General features: G+C 33.4%; 15 protein-coding genes and 6 pseudogenes. 10 read left to right on the forward strand and 11 right to left on the reverse strand.

What is annotated here, in order from left to right; genetic code table 11:
- Positions 1 to 376 precede the first annotated feature (376 nt).
- Entirely contained in the window at positions 377 to 1,960 is a 1,584-nt protein-coding gene (locus tag TERY_RS00195) for a 1,4-alpha-glucan branching protein domain-containing protein (RefSeq protein WP_011609963.1), read from the reverse strand.
- 804 nt (positions 1,961 to 2,764) lie between these two features.
- Here TERY_RS00195 and TERY_RS00200 point away from each other — a divergent pair.
- Positions 2,765 to 2,977 carry a hypothetical protein gene (locus TERY_RS00200; RefSeq protein WP_011609964.1) on the forward strand — a complete coding sequence of 71 codons (213 nt, stop codon included), beginning with the start codon at positions 2,765 to 2,767 and terminating at the stop codon, positions 2,975 to 2,977.
- 19 nt (positions 2,978 to 2,996) lie between these two features.
- Positions 2,997 to 4,466: a CHAT domain-containing protein gene (locus tag TERY_RS00205; RefSeq protein ID WP_011609965.1), complete on the forward strand. Its 1,470-nt coding sequence runs from the start codon at positions 2,997 to 2,999 to the stop codon at positions 4,464 to 4,466.
- Positions 4,467 to 4,562: 96 nt separating this feature from the next.
- Here the strand turns inward: TERY_RS00205 and TERY_RS00210 are convergent.
- Together TERY_RS00210 and TERY_RS00215 are read right to left on the reverse strand one after the other, a co-directional pair.
- A pseudogene (locus tag TERY_RS00210) lies at positions 4,563 to 4,964 on the reverse strand (transposase family protein); the annotation flags it as partial.
- 110 nt (positions 4,965 to 5,074) lie between these two features.
- A complete protein-coding gene (locus TERY_RS00215; protein ID WP_044137067.1) occupies positions 5,075 to 5,458 on the reverse strand; it encodes a helix-turn-helix domain-containing protein in 384 nt (127 codons plus the stop codon).
- Between the two features lie 65 nt (positions 5,459 to 5,523).
- Here TERY_RS00215 and TERY_RS00220 point away from each other — a divergent pair, with 65 nt between their 5' ends.
- The gene (locus tag TERY_RS00220; protein ID WP_155994198.1) at positions 5,524 to 5,799 is read left to right on the forward strand and encodes a hypothetical protein; all 276 of its coding nucleotides are present in this window, start codon (positions 5,524 to 5,526) and stop codon (positions 5,797 to 5,799) included.
- A gap of 184 nt (positions 5,800 to 5,983) precedes the next feature.
- Positions 5,984 to 6,266, forward strand: a pseudogene (locus TERY_RS35755) (IS1 family transposase); the annotation flags it as partial.
- A gap of 126 nt (positions 6,267 to 6,392) precedes the next feature.
- On the opposite strand, the gene TERY_RS26750 reads toward TERY_RS35755, so the two are convergent.
- Positions 6,393 to 6,848, reverse strand: coding sequence for an IS630 family transposase (locus TERY_RS26750; protein WP_081432519.1), 456 nt, complete (start codon positions 6,846 to 6,848; stop codon positions 6,393 to 6,395).
- A gap of 8 nt (positions 6,849 to 6,856) precedes the next feature.
- The gene (locus TERY_RS00225) at positions 6,857 to 7,360 is read right to left on the reverse strand and encodes a helix-turn-helix domain-containing protein (protein ID WP_011609939.1); all 504 of its coding nucleotides are present in this window, start codon (positions 7,358 to 7,360) and stop codon (positions 6,857 to 6,859) included.
- Positions 7,361 to 7,914: 554 nt separating this feature from the next.
- Between TERY_RS00225 and TERY_RS00230 the strand changes: the two genes are divergently transcribed.
- The 3 genes and pseudogenes from TERY_RS00230 (at position 7,915) to TERY_RS00240 (ending at position 12,756) form a co-directional block, all read left to right on the forward strand.
- A complete protein-coding gene (locus TERY_RS00230) occupies positions 7,915 to 8,505 on the forward strand; it encodes an NACHT domain-containing protein (protein WP_011609969.1) in 591 nt (196 codons plus the stop codon).
- Between the two features lie 67 nt (positions 8,506 to 8,572).
- A pseudogene (locus TERY_RS00235) lies at positions 8,573 to 9,842 on the forward strand (IS701 family transposase).
- A 286-nt stretch (positions 9,843 to 10,128) separates the two neighbouring features.
- Positions 10,129 to 12,756, forward strand: coding sequence for a HEAT repeat domain-containing protein (locus TERY_RS00240; RefSeq protein WP_196797172.1), 2,628 nt, complete (start codon positions 10,129 to 10,131; stop codon positions 12,754 to 12,756).
- A gap of 238 nt (positions 12,757 to 12,994) precedes the next feature.
- On the opposite strand, the gene TERY_RS34240 is transcribed toward TERY_RS00240, so the two are convergent.
- Complete coding sequence (locus TERY_RS34240; RefSeq protein ID WP_052845724.1) at positions 12,995 to 13,504, reverse strand: pentapeptide repeat-containing protein; 510 nt, start codon at positions 13,502 to 13,504, stop codon at positions 12,995 to 12,997.
- Between TERY_RS34240 and TERY_RS34245 the strand changes: the two genes are divergently transcribed.
- Positions 13,425 to 13,898 (forward strand): hypothetical protein, encoded by a 474-nt coding sequence (locus TERY_RS34245; RefSeq protein WP_196797174.1) that lies wholly within the window; start codon positions 13,425 to 13,427, stop codon positions 13,896 to 13,898. The two genes, TERY_RS34240 and TERY_RS34245, sit on opposite strands and share 80 nt — an antisense overlap.
- Before the next feature lie 223 nt (positions 13,899 to 14,121).
- Here the strand turns inward: TERY_RS34245 and TERY_RS00255 are convergent, their stop codons facing one another.
- A complete protein-coding gene (locus tag TERY_RS00255) occupies positions 14,122 to 16,200 on the reverse strand; it encodes a protein kinase domain-containing protein (RefSeq protein ID WP_011609973.1) in 2,079 nt (692 codons plus the stop codon).
- A 361-nt stretch (positions 16,201 to 16,561) separates the two neighbouring features.
- Here TERY_RS00255 and msrP point away from each other — a divergent pair, with 361 nt between their 5' ends.
- Positions 16,562 to 17,554 carry a protein-methionine-sulfoxide reductase catalytic subunit MsrP gene (gene msrP, locus TERY_RS00260; protein WP_011609974.1) on the forward strand — a complete coding sequence of 331 codons (993 nt, stop codon included), beginning with the start codon at positions 16,562 to 16,564 and terminating at the stop codon, positions 17,552 to 17,554.
- 722 nt (positions 17,555 to 18,276) lie between these two features.
- On the opposite strand, the pseudogene TERY_RS35760 reads toward msrP, so the two are convergent.
- Together TERY_RS35760 and TERY_RS29495 are read right to left on the reverse strand one after the other, a co-directional pair.
- A pseudogene (locus TERY_RS35760) lies at positions 18,277 to 18,484 on the reverse strand (IS1 family transposase); the annotation flags it as partial.
- Positions 18,485 to 19,497: 1,013 nt separating this feature from the next.
- Positions 19,498 to 20,210 (reverse strand): annotated as a pseudogene (locus tag TERY_RS29495) (IS1 family transposase).
- Between the two features lie 936 nt (positions 20,211 to 21,146).
- Between TERY_RS29495 and TERY_RS35765 the strand changes: the two are divergent.
- Positions 21,147 to 21,728: pseudogene (locus tag TERY_RS35765) on the forward strand (IS1 family transposase); the annotation flags it as partial.
- A 248-nt stretch (positions 21,729 to 21,976) separates the two neighbouring features.
- Here TERY_RS35765 and TERY_RS35770 read toward each other — a convergent pair.
- Together TERY_RS35770 and TERY_RS31935 are read right to left on the reverse strand one after the other, a co-directional pair.
- Positions 21,977 to 22,102: a hypothetical protein gene (locus tag TERY_RS35770; RefSeq protein ID WP_370496309.1), complete on the reverse strand. Its 126-nt coding sequence runs from the start codon at positions 22,100 to 22,102 to the stop codon at positions 21,977 to 21,979.
- An 89-nt stretch (positions 22,103 to 22,191) separates the two neighbouring features.
- Positions 22,192 to 22,632: a transposase gene (locus TERY_RS31935; protein ID WP_155994625.1), complete on the reverse strand. Its 441-nt coding sequence runs from the start codon at positions 22,630 to 22,632 to the stop codon at positions 22,192 to 22,194.
- Positions 22,633 to 23,543 lie beyond the last annotated feature (911 nt).

The following is a 23,543-nucleotide window of genomic DNA, read 5'->3' on the forward strand; positions in this document are numbered from 1 at the left end:
GGATTTTTTCCAGGTCTTTAATTGTATGTTGCCCTCCTTTGATAAACCCGGGATTTTAACTTGTTATTCTCCCTCTTCTTTTCGGCACTTGAGCCAGGCACTACTAAGTATTTATACTCATACCGGACGACTTACTTCCCTCTGACTTTGTCTCTTGTCGACAGCCTCAAATAATTTTGGTTATAAATCATGGCTATAAGTTACTGGCCTGGGGTATCTATCGGCTTATCTACTCTGTATTATGTATCTACTTACTCTACCTTATAATGACTATCTCACCGAGCTAGCGCCATCTCCAGTCTAGAAATCAGGTGCATGCCTGGGTAAGTCCTAATTACTTTATTATTTTTGATTTTTAACTTTTGATATAAGAAAGTTACCTGTAAACCCGATAGTTGACTTGAGGAAATATATTATCGATCGCCTCAACCTTTTCCAACCAACCAGAGTCAATCTTTCCCTGTAGAATATCTTCATAGAGCTTGTTAAAACGCATCAAATGTGATCGTGTCCTCCGCACAGCATAAGAAACCATAGTACCCGTACTCATAATAAATGCCCAGTCTGAAGATTGAGCCAGCAATAATTCTCGGCCTGCCTGATTTAAAGCCTTTAATACCAATTCATCTTGTGCTTCGTATTGTGCCAATTCAATCATCCGTTCTGTGGCCTTATGCAAATGAGGATAAATCCAAGAATTAGTATGATTAAGCCAATATTCATGAAAACCCTTATATCCCCAACTAGACTGGGCTGGAAGACAAACTTGATGTTCAGGATGTTTCTGTAAATAATCTGCCAAATGAGTCATCCGATAAGTGCTTTGGTCATACCAAGTTTTGCGGAATAAGAAATCCAAAAACCAAGGCCCTTCATACCACCAGTGACCAAACAACTCAGCATCGTAGGGAGAAACAATTATCGGGAGTTGCTCCATAATTTGATATAAGTGCTCAACCTGACGCTCCCTATTAAACATAAAATTACCAGCGTGTTCTGCTGCTTTTTCTCTGGCCCAGTATGGGTCGTAAAGTTGTTTATCTCCTAATCCCAGACCACGACCTGTAATTTTATGGTACTTAATGCCAGTATTCTTGCGCTGGCCATCAGGCATAATATAAGGCTTAATATATTCATATTCTGCTTCCCAACCCAAATCCTTATAAAATTCTCTATATTCTGAGTCTCCTGGATATCCTACTTGGGAAGACCATACTTGTTGAGAAGATTCATGGTCTCTAGAAAAAACGGCAACTCCTGTTTCTGTAAAAATAGGAGCATAACTCCCATATCTGGGGCGAGGTCTAGCGTAGAGTACACCATGGCTATCTGTTAAGAAATAACGTATACCAGCATCTGCCAGTAATCGCTCTAGACCTTGATAATAAGCACATTCTGGCACCCAAATACCTGTGGGGCGACGACCAAAGTTTTCTTCATAATGTTGACAAGCAACTTCTATTTGGGCCCATACTGCCTGTGGATACATTTTCATTAATGGAAAGTAGCCATGGGTAGCTCCACAGGTCATAATTTCTAGGTTGTTGCTGTCTTGAAACTGCTTAAATGCAGTAATTAAGTCACCGTCATAACGTTCCCAAAGTTTCCGAACATTATTGAAATGGGTAACGTAATGTTCTGCCAGGTAGCGAAGATGACCATTGTGGATATTGTGGTCAATTTCTTTATCTGCTAATTCTTGGAGTAAGGTTAAGTGATGTTCATAGCGGCCTTGTAGCAGGGGGTCTCGTAGCATGGACACCAAGGTTGGTGTCAAACTCATGGTTAATTTAAAATTTATACCATCTCGCTTTAACCCCTCAAACATTTGGATTAGGGGGACATAAGTTTCTGTAATTGCTTCAAATAGCCACTCTTCTTCTAAAACATAATCCCTTTCTGGATGTCGCACAAAAGGGAGATGGGCATGAAGCACAAAGGAAAGATAGCCAATAGCCATAGTATCTTAATAATTAATGAACTAAAATCTAAATTGAAAAGAATTATAATATTTCCTTCGATTTTATTTAAGATTTTGACATCCTCCCCGGCCTGAAAGGACAGGGACTCCTACTGAGCCGAAGCTCCTCGGTGGATTGCCCAACTGCGACAATAATACTATAGGTTGTGTCTTCTTGCTTAATTAATTAAAGGGTCTAGACAATAATATGAATGTGGGTAAAGTTAGGATACCATGCTAACTTTTGTAAAGTAATATGATGGCTATAGATTAACCAAACTGAATATCAGCGACTGATTTCCTGAGGCCAGTATATTGAAGAAAACTTCAATTATTGATGACAAATGACTTTATTTTAGTGCCGCTAGTTCATTTATCCTTTTTGGACACATCACAGAATAATAGAATATAATTGTAGGCAATTTCTTGCTGATCTGAAGTTTTTTTTATGGCTGGCCCTACGTTTATACGGTCTGTTTAAATTCTTCTGGCTTTCACCTTTAAATGCCTGTAGATCAGTAAGTACGGATGTTCTTAGCTGAAGTGGGAAGTAAACATGAAAATTTTACTTCTTATGACGTTTTATGTCGGTTTTATGAAGCAGAATATAAGGCTAAGACTTATATACTTAACCAAAAGTGAGCTGTTGGTCAGCTCAATAACTTCTGAACTGAGTGAATTAAGATGATGATCAAAATTGAAATTCAAGGCCAAGATGCTGTCCTAGCTACTGAGGAAATGCTAGCAATTAATGGACTCCAAGGTAGCTATTAAACAATTAACGAGGTTGAGAGAGAAGGAGTATTGACAACTATTGCCACAATAGTTGGTCTTGTTGGCGGTAGTTTAACCATTGCAGAACAGCTTTACGAGTGGAAAAACAAATATCAAAAATCTCTTCACACTTCGGCCCAACCTCGTATAGAGAAAGTTTTGGTTGTTGCTCCCAATAGTGGAAAACGACTGTTACTTAAAGATGCAACTATAGAGGACATCAAAAAGATTATTGAAGATTAACTAAGGCAATAGTACAGTTATGCAAATTCTACACCTGAATCTTAAGCTAAAAGGAGATGATTCTGTTGAATTCCGTTTCTATTGGGATAACCTCCTCGAGTTTCAACCTGTTTCGCGCAGTCTAGGAGAAATCTCAGACTTAATTAAAAAGTCAGAAGCTGAGTATTATACTTACCTTCCAGTAGACTATACCCAAACAGGTCAAAATCTCTACAAATGGCTAAATGGAGATAAACGGGATCTAGACAGAGTAATTCATGATGGTTCATCAGGCGAAGGAATTGTTCTAGCAATTGCAACATTCGAAGGGCTATCACATCTACCTTGGGAACTGCTGCATAATGATGAAGATTTCTTAGTTAATTCTACACCTGCAATTGTTCCCGTTCGTTGGGTGCCTAATTCAGGAAGCATGAAAGTACTTACTATGGATGATAAACCCAAGAATGAAGCATTGAGTGTGGCATTTATGCCAGCTTCTCCTCACAATAAACCAAAATTAGACCTTGTAGAAGAGGAAATAAGTATTTTAAAAGCAAGCCAAGAGTCCCCTTTCTCTCTAGAAATAGAATATAGTGGTTGCTTGAATAAGCTGAAGGGTTTGATAAATAAACATGATAAAGGCTTTTTTGATGTGCTTCATCTAGCAGGTCATGCAGAAAACTCTTATTTGATTACAGAAACAGAATCTGGAGAGGCTAAATATAGTAGTGCTGAAGATATTGCTGATGCACTACTATTTAAAAATCCTCAACTGATTTTCTTGTCGGCTTGTCGGACTGCTTATTCACGGGAGTCATCTATTCCTTCGATGGCTGAAAGTTTAGTAAAAAATGGTTTTAAAGCAGTTTTGGGCTGGGGCGATCGGGTATTAGATACTAGCGCAATAGCGGCTGCAGAAATATTTTATCAGAATTTGTCATCAGGTTCTACAGTAACCCAAGCTTTGGCTCAAACTTATCGGAAACTAATTGAAACAGAGAAAGGTTGGCACTTGTTGCGATTATATGTCAAAGAAAGTTTACCGGGAGCATTAGTAACAGCATCGGCAACACTTGGACGAATACCACCGCATCGGAAAATAACGACTCTACCTGTAAAAAATTGTTACTATCAGCTGAAACAATGTGTATCTATCCTAAAACAAGATAGTAAAAAAGGTGTCTTGATTTTAGGAAAAAGTAATATTACTTCCTTATTTACTGATGGACTATGTGAACGTTTACCCAAGTCTAAGATTGTTAAATTGGATCAACAAATTGATGAATACGAATTCGTTAATAAACTAGCGAGTGAATTGGAAAATTCAGAGCAGCGTAATGCACTTCGTAATGCATTTCAACGCGGTGATAAACTTAAATATCCACTAAGAGATTTATTTAAAAAACGGAATGAAACTGGACTAGAACCTTTAGACATCTCCAAAAATACTCAAACATTTATCCTAACTATCTTTAGTGGTGCGATCGCTACTTATGAAGATAGTTAATTTGTACAGTTTTATGGGCATCAGAGATACTTCGTGTTACTAATTAAAATATTTATTGTACTTTGATTTATTATTTTTATCTCGGCTTTTGATGGTTTATACTAATATAAAAGAGCCAATTCTTAGTCGCACTAAATCATATATTATTAAGATTACTTTTTGATAATTATTATCTTTTAATCTGAATCTTTCTCTAGCAATTCTAAATATTTTAATTAATCTTATTATATGTTCTAAAAATATTCTCTTTCTGGCTTTTTCTTGATTTTCTTCTTTGATTTCTAGCGGCATTTCTTTTTTTCTTGGTTTCTTTTTTGGTGTAGTAGTTCTTTCTACTCCTTCATCAGCTTTATCTCCTTGAAACTTTTGTTTTTTATCAAATTTATCCTGTTGTTTTCTTAATATTTTTACATCACTTACTGGACCTTTTTCTCCTACTATTACATCTACTATTTCTGTTCCTTTTGGTGTCGTTATTATTTGATTTTTAAAAGTATAATTTTTCTTTTTTCATATTTGATATTTTTCTTGGTCTTTATATTCACTTGGTCTTTCTATACTTTGTTCTGTACTATCTACAATTAATTATAATTCTGTTAATATCTCCTTTACCCATTCCAATTCATTTTCTTTTTTTTTACTTGTTCTAATAAACTTGCTGGCAGTAATTCTCTGAGAATATCTATCCAGTAATGAAAAATATTATTAGCACTTGATTCACTTATACCAAAGTTAATTCCTAATGTTTGAAAAGTTGGTATTTGATGTAAATAAAATAACGTTAAAATTATTTCTTCTTCCTTTGTTAAATTCTTTTTTCTGACTCCACCTGCTTTAATTAATCTTTTTTCTGTTTTGGCGATCGCCTCCTTTTTCTCTGATTCTATTACTTGGGCCTTTGCTATTAATTTTATTAGCTGTTCATAAGTAATGCCAATAATTCTTTTTGTTTCTTTTGGATGATTATAAATATATTCTAAAGTTGGATTCATTTGGGAGACTTTATACATAAATGGTTTTGATAATTTTACCTTATTTTCTATTTTGGAGATGTTTAATGAAGAAAATCTCCAACCCTAACACCCAAAGTGAAGCATTAAGCCATTTAGGAGTTACCATAAAAAATCATCAGTTAAAGATTGAATTTTCTGAAACTGGGAACCCTTATGCAGAGCCAGATGGCGATCGCACAAAAGTCTCTGATACTTCAACCCAAACTGTTACGGTAGAGCTAATACTTGATACTCCTCCTCCATCTACTCTTAAACTTCAAACTGAAGTTTCTCCATTTACACAAGGGTGGTCCTGTATATGTAGTGATAAGCCAATATAAATGATTAGTTATTGACATCAATCTTGAAAACATTAAGTTTTTTATGCTTAATAATTCAAAATTTTTATCTAGGCGATCGCTACATAATAATCAGTCATTAAACTATCAAGAATTAAACTCAACTATCATGAAAAAAGTATGCTATTATCTATGACAGTAATAAGAAAAAATCTATATAATTCAGATGTCCATTCATAAATTAATCTGTCCTAGTTGTGGCAGTAATCATATTGTCAAAAATGGGACTATTCACAACAAAAAACAAAAATATCAATGTCAAAATTGTCAGAGACAATTTGTCGAAAATAGTCAAAGAGATTATATTAGTAATGAAACCAAAGAACTTATTGATAAATTAAAATAGAGAAAAAATTAGTTTAGCTGGTATAACCCGTGTAACAGGCGTGTCAGAAAAATGGCTCCAGAATTACGTCAATAATAAGTATGCTGAGGTTTCACGCTCTATTAAATGTACTAATACCAATTTCCTAAAGTCCGACTACACATAATGCTTCAAGAATAAAATCATATCCTGTACAAGAAGCAATATCTTTTTGACTAAATCCAGTTAATATATTTCTCAGGATTCTGCGTCAGAAATCTAAGGAATCGAAAACTCGATTTTTCAAGAATTTTTTCACCTCTTTCCACAGTCTTTCAATGGGATTAACTTCGGGACAATAAGGAGGTTGAAATAATAAAATGATGTGATCAGGGATAGATAAATCATTCCCTAGATGCCCTCGCCCGTTATCTAGTTGAATAATATGAATCTCTTCAGGATATGTTTGAGAAAAAAGCTCTAAAAATCTTTCAAAGCAAGGAGTATCTAGATGACTAAATTCATAAAAAAAGGAATCTCCTGTTTTTGGTTCTACTAAACCATAAAGCCATAGATATTTAAATAGCCATTGATATAAACCAATGGGCTTAACACCGCAAGCAGTAATGACTTTACCTGTTATAGTTTTTAATCCAATTCTAGTCTCGTCTTGACACCAATAGCGAATTGGCAGTTGATTTTCCGAATATTTATTAATTAACTTAATTTTCTCTTCTAGTTGAGATGAGAGTTTTTTTTAAAGTTTTCTTGAGCTTCTTTATTTTGTTTTATGTGATTTGGACGTGGAACTTTTAATTTACTTTTTAATTTATATCTGACTAATTGATGAACTGTTCGATAAGACAGCTCGATGTCAAAACAAGTCGTTAACCACTGTTGAATTTCACCATAGCTTTGGAAACCTTCCGGGTTTTGCAATTCTGCTTCTAATTTCTCGATTACATTTGGTGGAATTGAACTTGGCCTCCCTCCTAGATTTTTCTTTGGTTCTAGTAAAAGATTCAGTCCACCTGTACGATATTTCCCTAACCATTTTTGTACTGTGACTCGATTGCGTCCTAACATTATCGCAATTTCTTTTACTGTTTCTACTGTTTGAGTTTTCAACCAGTAAATAGTTTGAAGTCTTTCCTTTTCTTGAGCTGTACTCGCACTTTTTAAAAGTTTTTTGAGAGTTTCTACCGATTCATTTATCTCAATTTTTACTACTCCTGACATGGGGACATTTTCTATAATAGGTTACTTCTAAAAGTGTAGCTTAAGTTTATGAAATTAGTATAACTAAGATGACAGCTGAAGAGCTAGCAATAGATCAAGAAACTGAATAATTTAGGGTTTGCTGAAAAGGTCTTTTTAAAGAATAGGTAGGTAAGTTGTATGCAACGCCCCTACGGAGGAAAAAAAAATTTACCCACCCCTAATCTCGACGATGGAAGGATAGATGGAAGAATTGTCCCTTAATTTTTCTGCAGTGGTCAGCCCAAAATCCTAACTTTTTGAGCTCTCAGAATCGAAAAATAGACACTTTTTTCAAGTCGCAAAATGCTGAAGCCTTTATGTGTCAATGCTTTAATCTTTAATCAGAAAACCATAATTTAGCTGTAGTGATAAGTGAGTAAATCAACACAGAACTTACGCGATCAACCGTAGAAACCAAGCTTTTTCCTAGATGTCTATTGTTAAAAACAACAATTTATTTAAAAAACCGGGTTTATTTGCGCAAGTCCTAAAACATATCGGTACAAGTTTTTATTGAATGGAGAAAAAAACTTATGGTTACTCAAGCAGATCCAAACCTAAATATTTCTAAGACTGGATTAGAAGCAAATTTTTTTATTCTAGAAAAACGATCTTTCAAGAATAGACCTGATTTACTTCCAGAAAGTTCAGAAAATAATTTACCTAATGAAAAGCCTTTTGAGACTCTTTATGACGCATTTGAGAGATATAAGCGTTTAGTACTTTTGGGAGAACCGGGAGCTGGAAAAACAGTAGCTTTACAAGAATTTAAGAAAAATATATCTAAGAAAGAGAGACAGGCAGAAAATAATAGCCTGGTTATATTTGTATCCATTCAAAAATGGAAGTACCCAGCAGATATTGTTACGTTTTTAGCTAAAGAGATTGGTAAAATAGAGGAGGATTTCCGGAAAGAAATACAAACAAAAAGACTTTTATTACTTTTGGATGGATTAGATGAGTTACCTTCTAATGTGTCAAAAAGGTCAGAAAGCAGAGATGCAGAAATCATAGACTATCGCGTTCATTTTCTCTCGAAGTTATCAGATTTTTTAAGAAATTTAAATCCCAATAATATTTCAATTGTGATGACTTGTCGTAACGGGACTTTAGTGAAAAAATAGTAAAAAAAAGGGTATAATGTATACCTGATATGTATTTTACGTTAATTACTGGCCTGGGAAAAGTTTGATGAAAGAAACAACTTCAGTGGCCATGCCCTCTTGTTTCCATCGATGGTGCGATCGCTTTAACAATGTCTTTAAAACAAAAGCCCAAAAAACAGGGTTTAGGGAATATATAGGAGGATTACTCTTGAGAAAGCGATCGAAAAAACTTGTCTCAAATTGCCAACAACACTGTAGGTCACACGTACCACAAATTACGGCATTTTCTAGTTCGAGCAAATTGGTCTGTAGATGCTGTGAATGAGCGTCGTCTTCAAGTAATGTGGGAACGTCGCCAAACAAAACCTTCTCGATCCTATTGCTTTAATTATAGACGATTCAGGCCACAGAAAAAGTGGTAATTTTACTGCAGGAGTAGGGCGGCAATATATAGGAGAAATAGGAAAAACAGATAATGGTGTAGTCGTGGTGACAACTCATCTTTATGATGGAGTTAAAAGTCTACCTTTAGACATAGCTTTGTATCAGAAAGCTGATTCTTTTCCAAAAGGAAAAAAAGACCCAGAATTTGTCAAGAAACCAGACGAGTGCAATGTCTCTAGTAGATCAATGTTTGTCCAGAGGACACCAACCAGAAATTGTGTTAATTGAAATTTGGCTATGGTAACAATACATCATTCTTAAATCAACTAGAGAAAAGAAGTTTAACTTATATAGGAGGATTAGCTAAAAATCGAAAAGTCATCATTAAAAAACAAGATGACATTAAAGAGGAAATTAGATTAGACAAGCTGGCAGAAAGTATACCTCAGAAAGCTTTCAACTTAGTTCAACTAAGTACAAAAAATGCTAGAGAAGTTTGGGTAGCTACATTAGAAGTAGAAATATCTAGGATGTCAGGTCAAAAAACTATAGCTATCGTTATGAATGCTAAAAGTTTTTCTGAGGCCACTGATATTAACTATTATATCACTAATAGAGAAGACAAATATGTAACTCCTGAGTGGATATATTCTACTTATTCTCAAAGAAATTGGGTGGAAGTTTTCTACAGGGAAGCCAAAGGATGGTTAGGATTAAGAGAATATCAAGTCAGAGATAAAATCAGCCTTAAAAGGCATTTTATTTTAGTATTTTGTGCTTATACATTTATTATCTGGCATCAGTTAACAGGAGGTATAAGAAGGCGTTGGGCTAACAAACCATTAAATACGTTTACTGATACTTTAGAAGCATTTCGTACCGCAATATCTTATCGTTTTGTTGAGTGGTTAGATGAAAACATCGACGTATTTACCGCTCATAAAGAGAGTTTAGGGTTTGTTTGGGCTTGAAATTTGCTAAAGTCCCGGTAATAGAGATTATGAAGAAATACGGCGCAAAATTCAGGAAGAAAAAAAGGATTTTAAGAATATTTTTCATGGGTTAGTTGTTCTCAACCGTTTAAAAAATGATGAAATTAAAACATACTTGAAAGAGATTAATCAAAAAAAGCTGAATAATTCTTTAAATGGTGAAAAAATTGATTTTGATTTACTATGGAATACTATTCAAGTAAAGAAAGATTTGTTGGAATTAATTCGGACTCCATTTTTGCTGTATGTTCTATCATCCACTTTAGTGTCAATTTATCAACAAAATCCGAGTTCTATTTCTCAAGGGATAGAGGCTATTTATAAAGCAGTCAGTAATTTAGAAAAATTACTCGATAAATTTGTTAGAGAACAGTACAAAAGAGAGTCTGGAAAGTCCAAAATACCGATACCATGGTCACTTAATAAAGTCAAGAGATTATTAGGTCAAATTGCTGTATTAATGATGAGCGATCGCGAGCCAGATGATAATGAAATTTTGCCAGAACACTTCAATAAAGTAATTCAAATTCAAGAAGACATTAAAAAATTTATTGATTTGACTAAAAATCTATATTTATTAGAATCTGAAGAAAAAGCTAATAATCAGAACCCAACTTCAACCTATAAGTTTCGGCATTTAACACTACGTGATTATTTTGCTTTCGACTATGGTTCTAATTTTTTTGATCAACAAGAGGATAACTTCAACCAAAAATCTGAAAAATTTAAATTAGAAATAGAACCAGAACAAGTCGTAAAAGCGATTGGAAAAATCGAAAAAGAGCAAGTAGTTAAACTATTAACTAAGTTACTCGATCATCCTGATCCAGATGTACGTTACGAAGCTATAAAGTCTTTAGGGGAATTGAGAACGCTAGTATATGTTGAAGGCTATAACAGCGATTTGAAAAATCAAGTTGTCAACTACTCTCTTGATGAATTTGATAAATCCCTAATTAAAGAATATTTTAGCGAAAAGAAATATTTTGAAATCAATGATAATGAAGCCAAAAAAATATATCAGTACAGTGGTGGAAATGTTTGGATAATAGAGCAAATAGCTACCATGTTTGGTGTAGTTTCTTTAGATGAAATATTAGGTGTTGATGATGTTCCCATGCCTATCGCAGCTAAGAGTCCTGATGAACAAATTTTGGCAACAACTGTTCAACGTTTGTTACATTACTGTGTAAACAAGGAAGATAAACGCGCGGTTTACTTACTTGCCATAGCATATTGTCCAAATCCTGAATTTCTGAAATTCATGTTAGGTTGTGAAAACCTAGATGCTAAATTACAGGAATTACACAATAATTACCCATTTATCTTGCCAGAAAAACAACAGCTAGAGGAGATACATCAGAAGTTTACGAAACAATACTTACTGTCACTGAGAAATGAAAATAATTTCAACAAGTATGAAAGTGAATCTCAAAAAATAGCTAAAAATCTTAATCGTAAGGCAGCACATTATTTTCAGGATAAGATAGAAGACTTAACTGGAAAACTAACAACAGCAAAACAGCGTTTTCGGAACGAAGAGTTTCCTGATTTTATAATTAATTGGTTTTATCATAGATTCTGGCTAAGTAGTAAAGATAATGTGGAGTATATATGGAATGATATGATTCCCTATTTAGTAGAAGGGTGGCGTTATAATAATAATTTTGTGATTGAACTTTTAAAAATTGCTGGTGAGTTTGATAAAGACTATGAATTTTTCCAACTTTTCAAAGCTGTTTTCATGGAAAGAAAAGATCCGTATTCTCTTGTGAAAAAATTGGTAGAGAAATCAGATAAGACTACAAAAAAAGACGAATGGGTAGCGATCGTACTGCTTATATATTGTGATTTTCTATACGAAGAAAAGAAGTATTCAGAAGTTTTAAAAAGATGGGAACAAGCTCAAATATTTATACCTGAAGAAGCAGAAGATCTAAGAAGGTCATTTGAAAAATTACGGAGTCTATCATTTAAGCAAGAGAAGAAAAATGATTTTAAAGAAGATCAAATAGAAACAGAATCTAGTCCACCAATAGACCTCTCCAAAAATATAGATTTGGGAAAGGTGAGCTCTGATATATTATCTAGATTAGAGAAGTTAGAGAATCAGCGTAATACATTTTCTCAACAAGCAACTCAAAAGGAAGAAAAAACAGAGTTGCAGCTAAAGCAAAATTATCATCCAAATGAAGAAAAAATAGAAGAAGATAAAGAACAAAAATTTAACTCGCAGACATGGTCAGAAAAACAAGCAAATATTCCTAAGAAAGAAAAAACAGAGTCGCAGCTAAAGCAAAATTATCATCCAAATGAAGAAAAAATAGAAGAAGATAAAGAACAAAAATTTAACTCGCAGACATGGTCAGAAAAACAAGCAAATATTCTTAAGTCTGATAATGAAAAACTAATATATCAATTAAAATTTTGGCATTTGATAGTGCTAATATTCCCGTTATATATTATTATTTTAGTATTTTTCTTTTTAGTATATTTAATATATGAACAGAATAATATGCCGGAGAAAATTCAGATTAGAAATGAACAGAATAATATGCCGGAGAAAATTCAGGCTAGAAATGAACAGAATAATATGCCGGAGAAAATTCAGCCTAAAAATGAACAGGAATATAAAAAATTAAATGAACAAGAAAATGAAAATTTGATTGAGTCAGCTATTTTTTTTGCTAAGAATAATAGAGTTGATAAAGGATTGGAAAATCTATGCGAAATACCTAGAAATTCTAATTCATTTAGGGAGGCTAAACAGTGGATAAATAGATGGTCAAAAGATGATTACTGGGGTCCGCAATTACCTTCAATTATTGAAAAATTTCAAGAAGAAGGATTATCATGTCCTGCTGCAGAAGACGCAGACCTAAGAAGGTATTAACTTAATCGGATAAAAACGATTTAATATGAAAAAAAAGCATTCTATTAGTCATAGATAAAATTCATGTCTTTGACACACCAATGACTAAAGTTGCGTAAATTATTAAGGGTCATAAATTTAACCGAATAAAGTTATATTAAATAGTAAATAACAGAATAGATATAGGCAAGATAATCACGATAAACAGAAAAAATATTACTCTGGAAAAAAACAAAAATTATACATTTACTAACAATGATTATTTGTAAGGATATACAGTACCATCGGGTAAAATTGCACCTTTTAGTTGAGCATCAATAAAGCTGGCATTATTTATATTAGTATCCCGCAAATCTGCGTCTCTTAAATCAGCATTCCAAAAAATAGTTTCTGTTAAATCAGCTCCGCGTAAATTTGCCTTCTGGAGATTTGCTCCCCAAAAGTTTGTTCTCTTGAGGATAGATCTCTGTAAGTTAGCTTCTTGTAAGTTGGCACTGTCGAATTCTGCTTCTGTTAAATCTGTATTGGTAAAATTGGCTTTTTCAAGATTTGTATTAGAGAAGTCAGCATTCTGTAATACTGAACCAGTTACATTCATTTTTTTATAATTAGAATTACTGAGGTTAATCTTGGAAAGATCACAATAAAAACATTCTCTTGAGCGTTTTAAAGTTTGTGCTTGCCACTTTATGTATGCAACTACAGGTTTGGCAAAAGCTAGTGAAACTAATAGATTTATTATTAATATTTTGAGTTTGATTTTAGCCATGACAGCATTTTTTGAGTTAATAGAAAAAAATGAGATCAATAGAGAAGTATTATGGCTGAGGTTAGGAATTAGGAATAGAGAGGTAAGTTGTATGCAACGTCTGTACATAGAAAAGGGAATTAAATTAGGGTGTAATTGGAAGAATTACCGTTCTGTTAAACTTACTCAAAGCAAAAGAAGCAGGAAGTACATAAGCTTTAGAGAAGTATTATGGCTGAGGTTAGGAATTAGGAATAGAGAGGTAAGTTGTATGCAACGTCTGTACATAGAAAAGGGAATTAAATTAGGGTGTAATTGGAAGAATTACCGTTCTGCTAAACTTACTCAAACCAAAAGAAGCAGGAAGTACATAAGCTTTGGAGCTAGCTTCGGTGTTTCACACTTATACCACTGACTGTAGTCTATAACTTATCTTTGCTCTTCAGGCAACAAAATAGCCAGGAAGCTAAAGCTAGTTATTTACATTGTTTCGCGTTATCGTGAGCAGCATCAAACCCTTTTTCAAATGAAAGGAAAAATCTCTATAAATAGCTACAATTAAAATTTTTGTAGGAATTTTCAATTGAAAATTCCTACAATTGGTTCTATAATTTTAGGTATTTGTCATCCAAAAAACTTTAGAATCTCAAAGGAGAAAAGCGCCATACTTTAATTGTGTCATCAAAACTGCCACTAATTAATGTTTTTCCTCTAGGATCAAAGGTTAAATTTACCCAAGCAGAATGTCCTTTAAGGGTTCCCATCAAACCACCTGTCTTAATTTGCCAGAGTTTGATTGTACCGTCAAAATCTCCACTAGCTAAGGTTTCACCGTCTGGACTAAACTGGAGAGATTGTACTTTCTCAGAATGACCAATTAAAGTACGTTGAGAACGTCTAATTACTCTTTGAAAACTATTATTATTAATCTCCCAAAGTTTAATCGTCTTATCCCAACTACCACTAGCCAAAGTCTTACCATCGGGGCTAATAGCAACCGACCACACAGGTTTTCGGTGTCCCTTCAGTGTGCTGAGTAGTCTACCATCACGCCAATTCCATAGTTTAACAGTACCATCATTGCTACCACTAGCTAAGGTTTTGCCATCTGAACTAAAAGCAACAGACTGAACTACATCTAAATGTCCATAAAGAGTATATAACAACAAACCACTATTAATATCCCACAGTTTAATAGTTTTGTCTTTACTGACACTGGCGATCGTATTGCCGTCTGGACTAATGGCTACAGACAAAACATCTTGAAGATGACCAGATAAGGTATTTTTCAATCTACGAGTGTAAAGATTCCAAATTTTGAGCGTACTATCACCACTAGCACTAACGAGAGTACGACCATCTGGACTAATAGCAACAGACCAGATGGGTCCATCATGTCCTGATAATTGACCCAAATTTTGCCCGCTACGCAAATGCAATAGTTGAATACTCCCGTTTGTACTACCACTAGCAACAATACGACCATCGGGGCTAGTGGTGATCGACCATACTGGACCGGAAGTTGTTGCTAAAGTTCGTAGTGGAGAAAGTTTGTCTCCTACTCCTGTATATGGTTGTAATGATGGGAGTGTGTTTTTATACTCCTCCTTAATTTTTGGTCTGGGGAAACTTCGCTCTTCATTAGGAATAGTAGTAGTGTTGGAAGATGGAGAAAGTGATGGCCGAGGTTTGGCAGATGGTACACGAGAGCTAATTACTAATGATAACATAGCGATCGCTACTCCCCCCCAAATAGTTACATTCCAATTTTGTTTTTGCAGTATAACATCTGCTGGTGTTGGTCCATACTTGATATCTTTAATAACTTCTGCTGCAGACTGATATCTTTGACGATGATCTCGTTGTATCATTTTATCTAAGATACGACCAAGATGTCTACTTATGGGATGTTTCAAATAGTCTTGCCACACCCACTTTTCGGCTTTAATATCAAACAGTTCAAAGGGTGAAACCATTGTTAATAGATGCAGACAAGTTACACCTAAACTATATATATCACTGTTGGGGTAGACTTTCCCCTGTGTTTGTTCTGGGGCTGCATATTCAGCAGAACCATTAATACTTCCTATTGAGAATAAATCTCCAGTAGCGGAGATAGTTACTCCAAAATCAACTAAAACAAATTCCTGAGTATTTGTTCCTTGCTTTCTCCGACAAATTATATTTTCTGGTTTAATATCTCCATGAATCAAGTGATGGTCGTGGATCAACTCCAAAACTAGTAATAATTGATTCAATATTTGCCAAATTTTACTTTCACTAAAGACACCATATTCTATAAGTTCTGTGGCCAGATTTGAGCCTTCAATGTATTCTTGTACTAAATAATGGTGGCCATCATGTTCTATAGATGCTAATAGTTCCGGAATATGGGGATGTTTGCCAATTTTGTCTAGCTGCACTGGGTCACAGCTAAAAAATGTTGGAATAACTTCTTGACTCTGAAAAACTAGGTCCTTTATGTCGTCTAGGTTGACAAATTCTTTGATAATACACGGTGGTTTAGAAGGTTTATCGTGGTCAATAGCGAGAAATGTATGGTTCCAGACACTTTCACCCAAGGGTTTGATCACTTGGTAGCGTTCTTTGAGTATAGGTGGACATTTGGATGTTCCCACTATTGTCTCATTTTGACTGACAATATTCTTGTCAGCATCTTCTGGATTCTGGTTTTGAGAATTGATGCGATAATTCATGATCAGCAATCAATAAGCATATTTGTTCTATGATAATATTTATCAGATTTTATCTACAAACATCATGGAATAATTGGTGGTTGTATGAATTTATGGTTGTTAAAATGACAAAGAAAAATTTGTAGCAGTAATCCGATAAAATGGTTGTGACAATTCAAAAACTAAAAATAAACTCCAAAACTCCTATCCTTCTACCCACACTTATCCAAATCCCCATTCCCAAAAGTTGCCAAGTTTTGGACAACATAAAAATAGGATTGCTATAGTATCAATACCCTTAATAATATATATTATTAACTAGCTGCAAAAGTAATAATTTTTTTGTATTCTAGTTTAAACTCATAGTCACTAAAAATTAATTATGCCCCTAATCCATATCAAAAAATCTTGGGAAATTCCTGAAAGAGAAATTACACCAGAAAAAGTTTATGTAAACCGCCGTCGGTTTATGAAAAACCTGATAGGTACTGGTATAAGTTTTACTGCTTTATCTACTCTTACAAGCTGTGCTGAAAACTCAAAAAAATCTCCAACTTATGAAGCAGTAAATTTACCAAAAATTAGCAATTTTACACCTAATTATAACTTCGCTAAACTTGAAAGTTCAATAACTGATGAAGCTTTAGGAACAAAATATAATAATTTCTATGAATTTGGCGGTACTAAATCTATTTGGAAAAATGCTCAAGCTTTACCAACTGAAAATTGGCAAGTTGAAGTTACAGGTTTAGTCAAGAATTCTCGTATTTATGACATAGATGAACTACAAAAAAGGTTTCCTCTCGAAGAAAGAATATATAGATTTCGGTGTGTCGAAGCTTGGGCAATGGTAATACCTTGGCTTGGCTTTCCTATGAAGTTATTAATGGCTGATGTAGAACCAACATCAAAGGCTAAATATGTTCGTTTTACATCTTTTTATGACCCACAAATTACTAAAGGTCCGGGTTTTTGGGCAAGTGATTATCCTTGGCCTTATACGGAAGGTTTAAGAATAGATGAAATGGCTAACGAATTAGCTTTTTTTGCTATGGGAATGTATGGTAAGTTATTACCGAAACAAAATGGAGCACCTCTAAGAGAAGTTATTCCTTGGAAGTATGGTTTTAAAGGGGCAAAATCTATTGTAAAAATTGAATTTTTAGAACAAAGACCTGCAACATTTTGGAATACTCTGATACCAAATGAATATGGTTTTGAAGCAAATGTTAATCCTGAGGTTCCTCACCCTCGATGGTCACAAGCAACGGAAAGAATAGTCAGTGAAGGTGCTAGTTGGTCTTGGGAAAAACGCCCGACTTTACTTTACAATGGTTACCAAGAGTATGTTACTGATCTTTATAAAACCTATTAGGGATAGCTGTACACAATACTATAGCTTAAGGCATAAGGCGCAAAGTTAATAGTTTGTAAGGACGAAGGCTATTTCCCTGTGTATTCTGACTCTGAATAAATTTGAGATGAGCTAGAATGTCTGGCCTAATAATATTAAATAATACCAATTGCTATATCTGCTAACTATTCGATAATAGCTAGTTAAAAGCTGAATAAAAAGAAGGTAGTCCTGTATAGTAATGCTAAGATATAAAATGGTATAATTTAGACAAATACTTTTAAAAAAATCAGCAAAGATATAATAAATCCTGATTTAAAAGTGTTAGATTTAAGTAGTCAATTAAGTTGCTAAAAAAGAGTTGCACTAATACAAGATTTATGGCTAAATGTCCAAGAGAAAATTGTTCAATATTTAGAAGGATACTTAATTTTTGATGATACAGTTATTAATCAAAAATATGCGGAAAAAATTGATAGGGAAGCTAATATGAAAGAGGTACTTGTGCGACTACAATATAGTTAGTGGTAATCCTAGATATCTCAAAAAAAAAGCGATCGCCAAAGACTAAATCCTTACCTTGCCTGAATTTGATTAGCTAAATCTCCTAGTCTCCAGAATGAAAGTAAAAATTATCATTGATTAAAGATTTGCTAAAAGTAAAACAAGTTAAATTTAGGGTAAAATAATTAATTATTTTGAAAAAAATCATCAAATTAAAGGTAGTGCTAAACAAGTAATGATTAATTATAGTGATGAATAAAATACCAAATTTCACTAATGTGATTTTTCACAGATGACAAAAAGGATAAAGTTTTTCGTACTAGCCTGAATAACCTTTGTCAAAAGGGTATTATTGAGTCGTTAAATATAAGAAGTCTTTCCTGTTTCTTTTCCTACTGCTTGATGTCTTTTACTAGTTAAAACAACATTTAAGGCTGCCCAAAAATTATCTTGTGTGATCTAGCTACCGCCACCATCCTCCGCCAACACACAAGATATGATAAACAGAGAGCAAGGACAGCCACAAAACCTTAGCTGACTCTTCATCCCATGACCCAATAGAGTTGTTAGGAAATAAGATAAAATGATTCAAGAATAAATTGGCCATAAAAATGCTAAATCTTGAACGAGTCTTAAAACAGGATAGGTTACTCAGAGCATTAACACTGATTAAACGGTAAAGCATTTGAATCTTTGTTGGAGTCCTTTGATCAAATGTATGAGCAAACATTTGTATGAGCAAACATTGCACTCGCTCACCTCGTCAATGCTCTGTTGGAAGAGCCCTTTTGGCCCGTTTACGCACCAATCAAGAGAAATTGTTCTACATTCTTTTCTACTTTAAGTGTTACTCGACTTTGGATTTAGCTGGTATCTTGTTTGATATAGACTGTAGCTAAGTATATTACTGGGTTCATCGCTTACAACCTATTTTAGAAGCAGCTCTGGGAGAAAAGAAGACGCTTTCAGAGCGTTAAATTAACAGTGTCCAATAATTATTGAGGGTTTCCCTGGAGTAGAACGAGTGATAATAGATGGCACAGAACGGCTAGTACAACGACAAACTGACTCAGAAAAACAAAAACTGATTTATTTGGGAAAAAAAAGCGTCACACTCGCAAACATTTAGTCGCAGTCAATCAAAACAAGAAAGTGCTGGTATTGATCTAGGGATGAGAAGGAAAGCTACCTTGAACTTTTTAAAGCTGAATATCAAGAGGCCACTATAGAACTATGGGAAATAGATGAACATTGTTTGGGTTTAAAGTCAATTTGATGACGAGTATGGACACCTGTTGGAGTAGAACTAACTGCAGAGGTTAACTGGCGAAATAAAGTAGTTTTGGCTCTATGGGTTTGTATCTCCGTGTGGCAAAAGCAAACTAATTGGTGGCTCCTGCCCAAAGTTAATAGTCTTTGCTGAATTCAGGTATGATTTGGGAATAGAGCGATCGCTAAACTTAAAAAGAATTTATATTATTTGAATAAGAAGTTGGCACATCTCTAAATTTTAGATAGTGAATTAATAATTTAATAAAATATTTGAGCATTTCTTCGAACTTAGAATAGCAAAGATTTGAACGATGTAACCTTGCTAAATAATGTCTTATAAAGTGTATTTTACCTTTAACTCAAACCATTTATGTTTTACTAATAATTTGATCTCCATCAGGAATAAAATTTGGGTAAACTTTCTATCCATGTGTCACATAAAAATAAAATTTCCATTTACTAATAACTTCCTATAATGGAGCAAAAATTTTGGTATTATGGTTTCCTAAAACCCATGCAAAAATACCCCATTTAAAGTTTTTTACTGCTTTCCATAGCCAAATTTGGTTTTTTTTGAGCTTACAAATGTGTCCAATTCATCTAATTCTCCTATTGCTGGAGTTTCCTCTAGAGCATAACAATCAGGTAATAGTTTTCCTACTTATTTGACCAAATTAATAATTGTGGTTTGATGCATTTTCTTGACTCTTTCAATACCTCTAAACCACATAAAATTTACATACATTTTTAGACATTCTTGTTTAAGAGCTTGAGAGTAACCTCTACCATATTCATAGCATTCTATGAAGTGTCAGCCACAATAGACACTAAAAAAGTTTTGTTTTCCTTTTTTAGGACCATTTTTATTGATATGACCTAATTTACATTTAGGACATTGCATAATTTTGAATTCTAATAAGTTGACTTTTTTGGCGATCGCTCTGTCCCCAAATCATACTCTAATTCAGCAACGCTAGTTAATATTAATATTTTTAACCAAGTGTTGTCTAACTTAGCTGAACATTTTGGTAACAGAAACAGTAAGCATATGATATTAGTATCAGACAGGGCGGGTTGGCACAGTAGTTAAAAACTAAAAATTCCAGAGGCATTGCACTTGGAGTTTCTACCAGCCGATACACCTTAACTACAATTAGCAGAACGACTATAGCCAATAATTAATGAACCTATAAGTAATCAAAACGAGTGAAAATTTATCCCAGATAGGAAATATAGTCTTTGAGCGATGTATCAACTTAATGAAACAGCGTTCGCGGTAGCGTTGCGTCGCAATATCATTTATTCAGGGTCTCACTTGTTTTCATTAGTGGCCTACTGATAATCTATCAAGTGCTTGAAGAGTGGGGTTCGCGGTAGGGTTGCGTAGCAATATCTCTCAGATTTTATATAAACGATGTTACCAGACATGATATAATATTTATCCAACTACAGAAATTACCAAGCCGAGAGTAAACAACTCCCAACATGAGAATATTGTATTTATGTTTACCAAGCTGCCACTAAGTTCAGTAATTACTCAAAACCCATTTTTGCGAGCAGTCTATGATGGCTATCACAGCCTGGACAAGTTCCCTAGTATCTATGTCAAAGTGTGGGAGAAACCTTTGTAAGCGTTTGTAGTTAGAACTTAACTTGGGCATTAGATGAAAATACAGTTGCTATTTGTGCCAAGTTGATATTTTTCTAAATACAGCCTAGATAAATAAAGGGATAAATTTAATTCTGGCTCTATGGCAAGAAAAGTGTTAGTTGAGTGCGTTGGTGAATTAAGGTATGATTTGAGTTTATAGCGATCGCGATCTTAGGCAGAAAAATTATAGAATGTCCAGAATGTCAATCAACTCACATCAATAAAAATGGCCAAAAGAAAGGAAAGCAAAACTACATCTGTGTTTATTGTGGTCGTTAATTTATTGATTGCTGAAACTTATACAGTTTATAGTGATCAACTCACAGATGAATGGTTAAAATGTATGTTAATGCTATGGGTTTAAGAGGAATATCAAGAGTGAAAAAGGTACACTGTACTACAATTATCAACTTGATTAAATAAGTAGGAAAACTATTATCAAGTTCTTACTCTCCTGAAGAAACTCCTCAAGTAGGATAGCTAGAAGAATTACAGACATAATTATGCTCAAAAAAACCAAATTTGGCTATGAACGGCAATAAATCATTTTAAAAAAGGAATTTTAGAATGGGTTATTGGAAATTGTAGTGGAAAAACATTTTATCCTTTATGGGAACAAGTTAAAAAATAGGAATGTCCTCCTTTAAGTTACAGATGGATGGAAAGTATATGCCAAGGCCTATTAATGATGGGGATAAAATTATCGGCAAAACCTATATGACCATTGTAGTTGGAGAAAATACTAGACTTCGGCAATATCTTGCCAGATGACATCGAAAGACTCTTTGCTCTCACGGGGTGACAAGTAAGCTTAATGATAGATATAGTAATTATTTGAGAGAATAAATTGAATAATTAATTCAATTAAAAAAGAAAGCTTATTGAGTTTGAGAGGTAGCGATCGCCAATTCACTCTTATCTACCATCTGAGTTGAATAATTATCCAAGCTGTATGAGAATATAATATTATTAAAAAACTCACATGAATTAATTTATTGTTAATCAAAAATTACAGTCTAATTAACCACTGTATTCATCGCTTTGAGTCCCCTTTGATAATATAGTAATTTATGAGGATTAAGGCTCATTAAATTTTCTACTAATCCCCAGATAAAATCATAATTTATTGCCCAATAAATCATAGATAATTCTACAAGAAAAATACTGTTTCTTCTTTTTTTATTCTCACTTTTTCATTAGTTATTGATATATATTTTTAACCACTTTATTTTTAATTTTTTTGGACTTGAAATGAACTAATTGTGTATAAAATAGCTATTAATAAAATTAAATTACTTAATCTCGTTTCATTAGCCTTAGCTGATTTTAGATTGTAACCACAAGTTTTATATTCTTTAAAAATTGCTTCATTTCCCATTCTCTGACTATATATTTTTTTAATCTTTTCAGGAGATGATAAATTGGAGAGAATATACCATTTATCTAGAACATATTTTTGACAATATTTCTGTTTTTTATACACGAGTAAATTATATGTTTTTGCCTTCAAAATTTTGGGTAATACATGCTTCAATAATAGTTTAGTCTCACCGAAATTTACTTTTAATTCTGAGGTTTTACAATATTTTTTACTTCGTTTAATTATCGTCGATTTTGTTTTTAGAAAACAAAATATACATCTTGCTTCTGATATTTTTTCAACCAGTGAGATAGAAAAATACTATGGAACTATCTATCTGCTGTCATCATGATTTTCTGGCTTTTTAATAATCTTATAACTGGATAAATTACTGCTTTTTGTTCGGTTAAATTACTAGCTCCTTATGAGTTAAAATTTTCCAATATAATGGTATTTTCCTCTTTTTTAAAGCTAAACTAATCATTAATATATTAGTATTTTGCCACTGAGTTATATCTAAAATTAATACTAATTCTGAGGAAATACTAAATAAATTTTCTATGATTTTTTTTAACTAAAGGAAACTAAAATAAAGGTAGGCTTAACTATTTTAAAGTTAAAAACCTTTCGCATAAGTTTTCGCTTACTTTCTAATTTTATTGGTAGGGAAAAATAATTACTTAATTTTGATATCTGTACAGTTTTATGTACAGATACTTACGTATAATAATATTTGTAATGTTATTACTTGAGATGGACTCAATTTTTGCTTAATATGGCTTTTATAAAAGCCTAATATATTCACTTTTATTTATTTTTTTTGTAATTACTAACCCTTTTTTATCATATTTTTAACTATTTTCAAAACTTTTTAAATGAATAAATAATAAACTCAGATGGTGGATAAGAGTGAATTGGCGATCGCTACCTCCCAACCTCAATAAACTTTATTTTTAAATTGAATTATTATTTAACTTATTATCTCAAATAATTACTATACCTACTATTAAGCTGACTTGTCACCCCGTGAGCTCTTTGCTACTCAAAATAATTCCGAGAAGTTCAAGCATTTAATTCGCTTACTGATTCAGTAAACATCAATTTTGGGATGTTCCAGTTCCTTATAGATATTCATAGCGATCGCTATAAACTCAAATCATACCTTAATTCACCAACGCCCATAAGCATTACTATAGTTATAGTCCCAGTTAAACTTTTGGTTT

The organism is Trichodesmium erythraeum IMS101, from assembly GCF_000014265.1.
Taxonomy (GTDB): domain Bacteria; phylum Cyanobacteriota; class Cyanobacteriia; order Cyanobacteriales; family Microcoleaceae; genus Trichodesmium; species Trichodesmium erythraeum.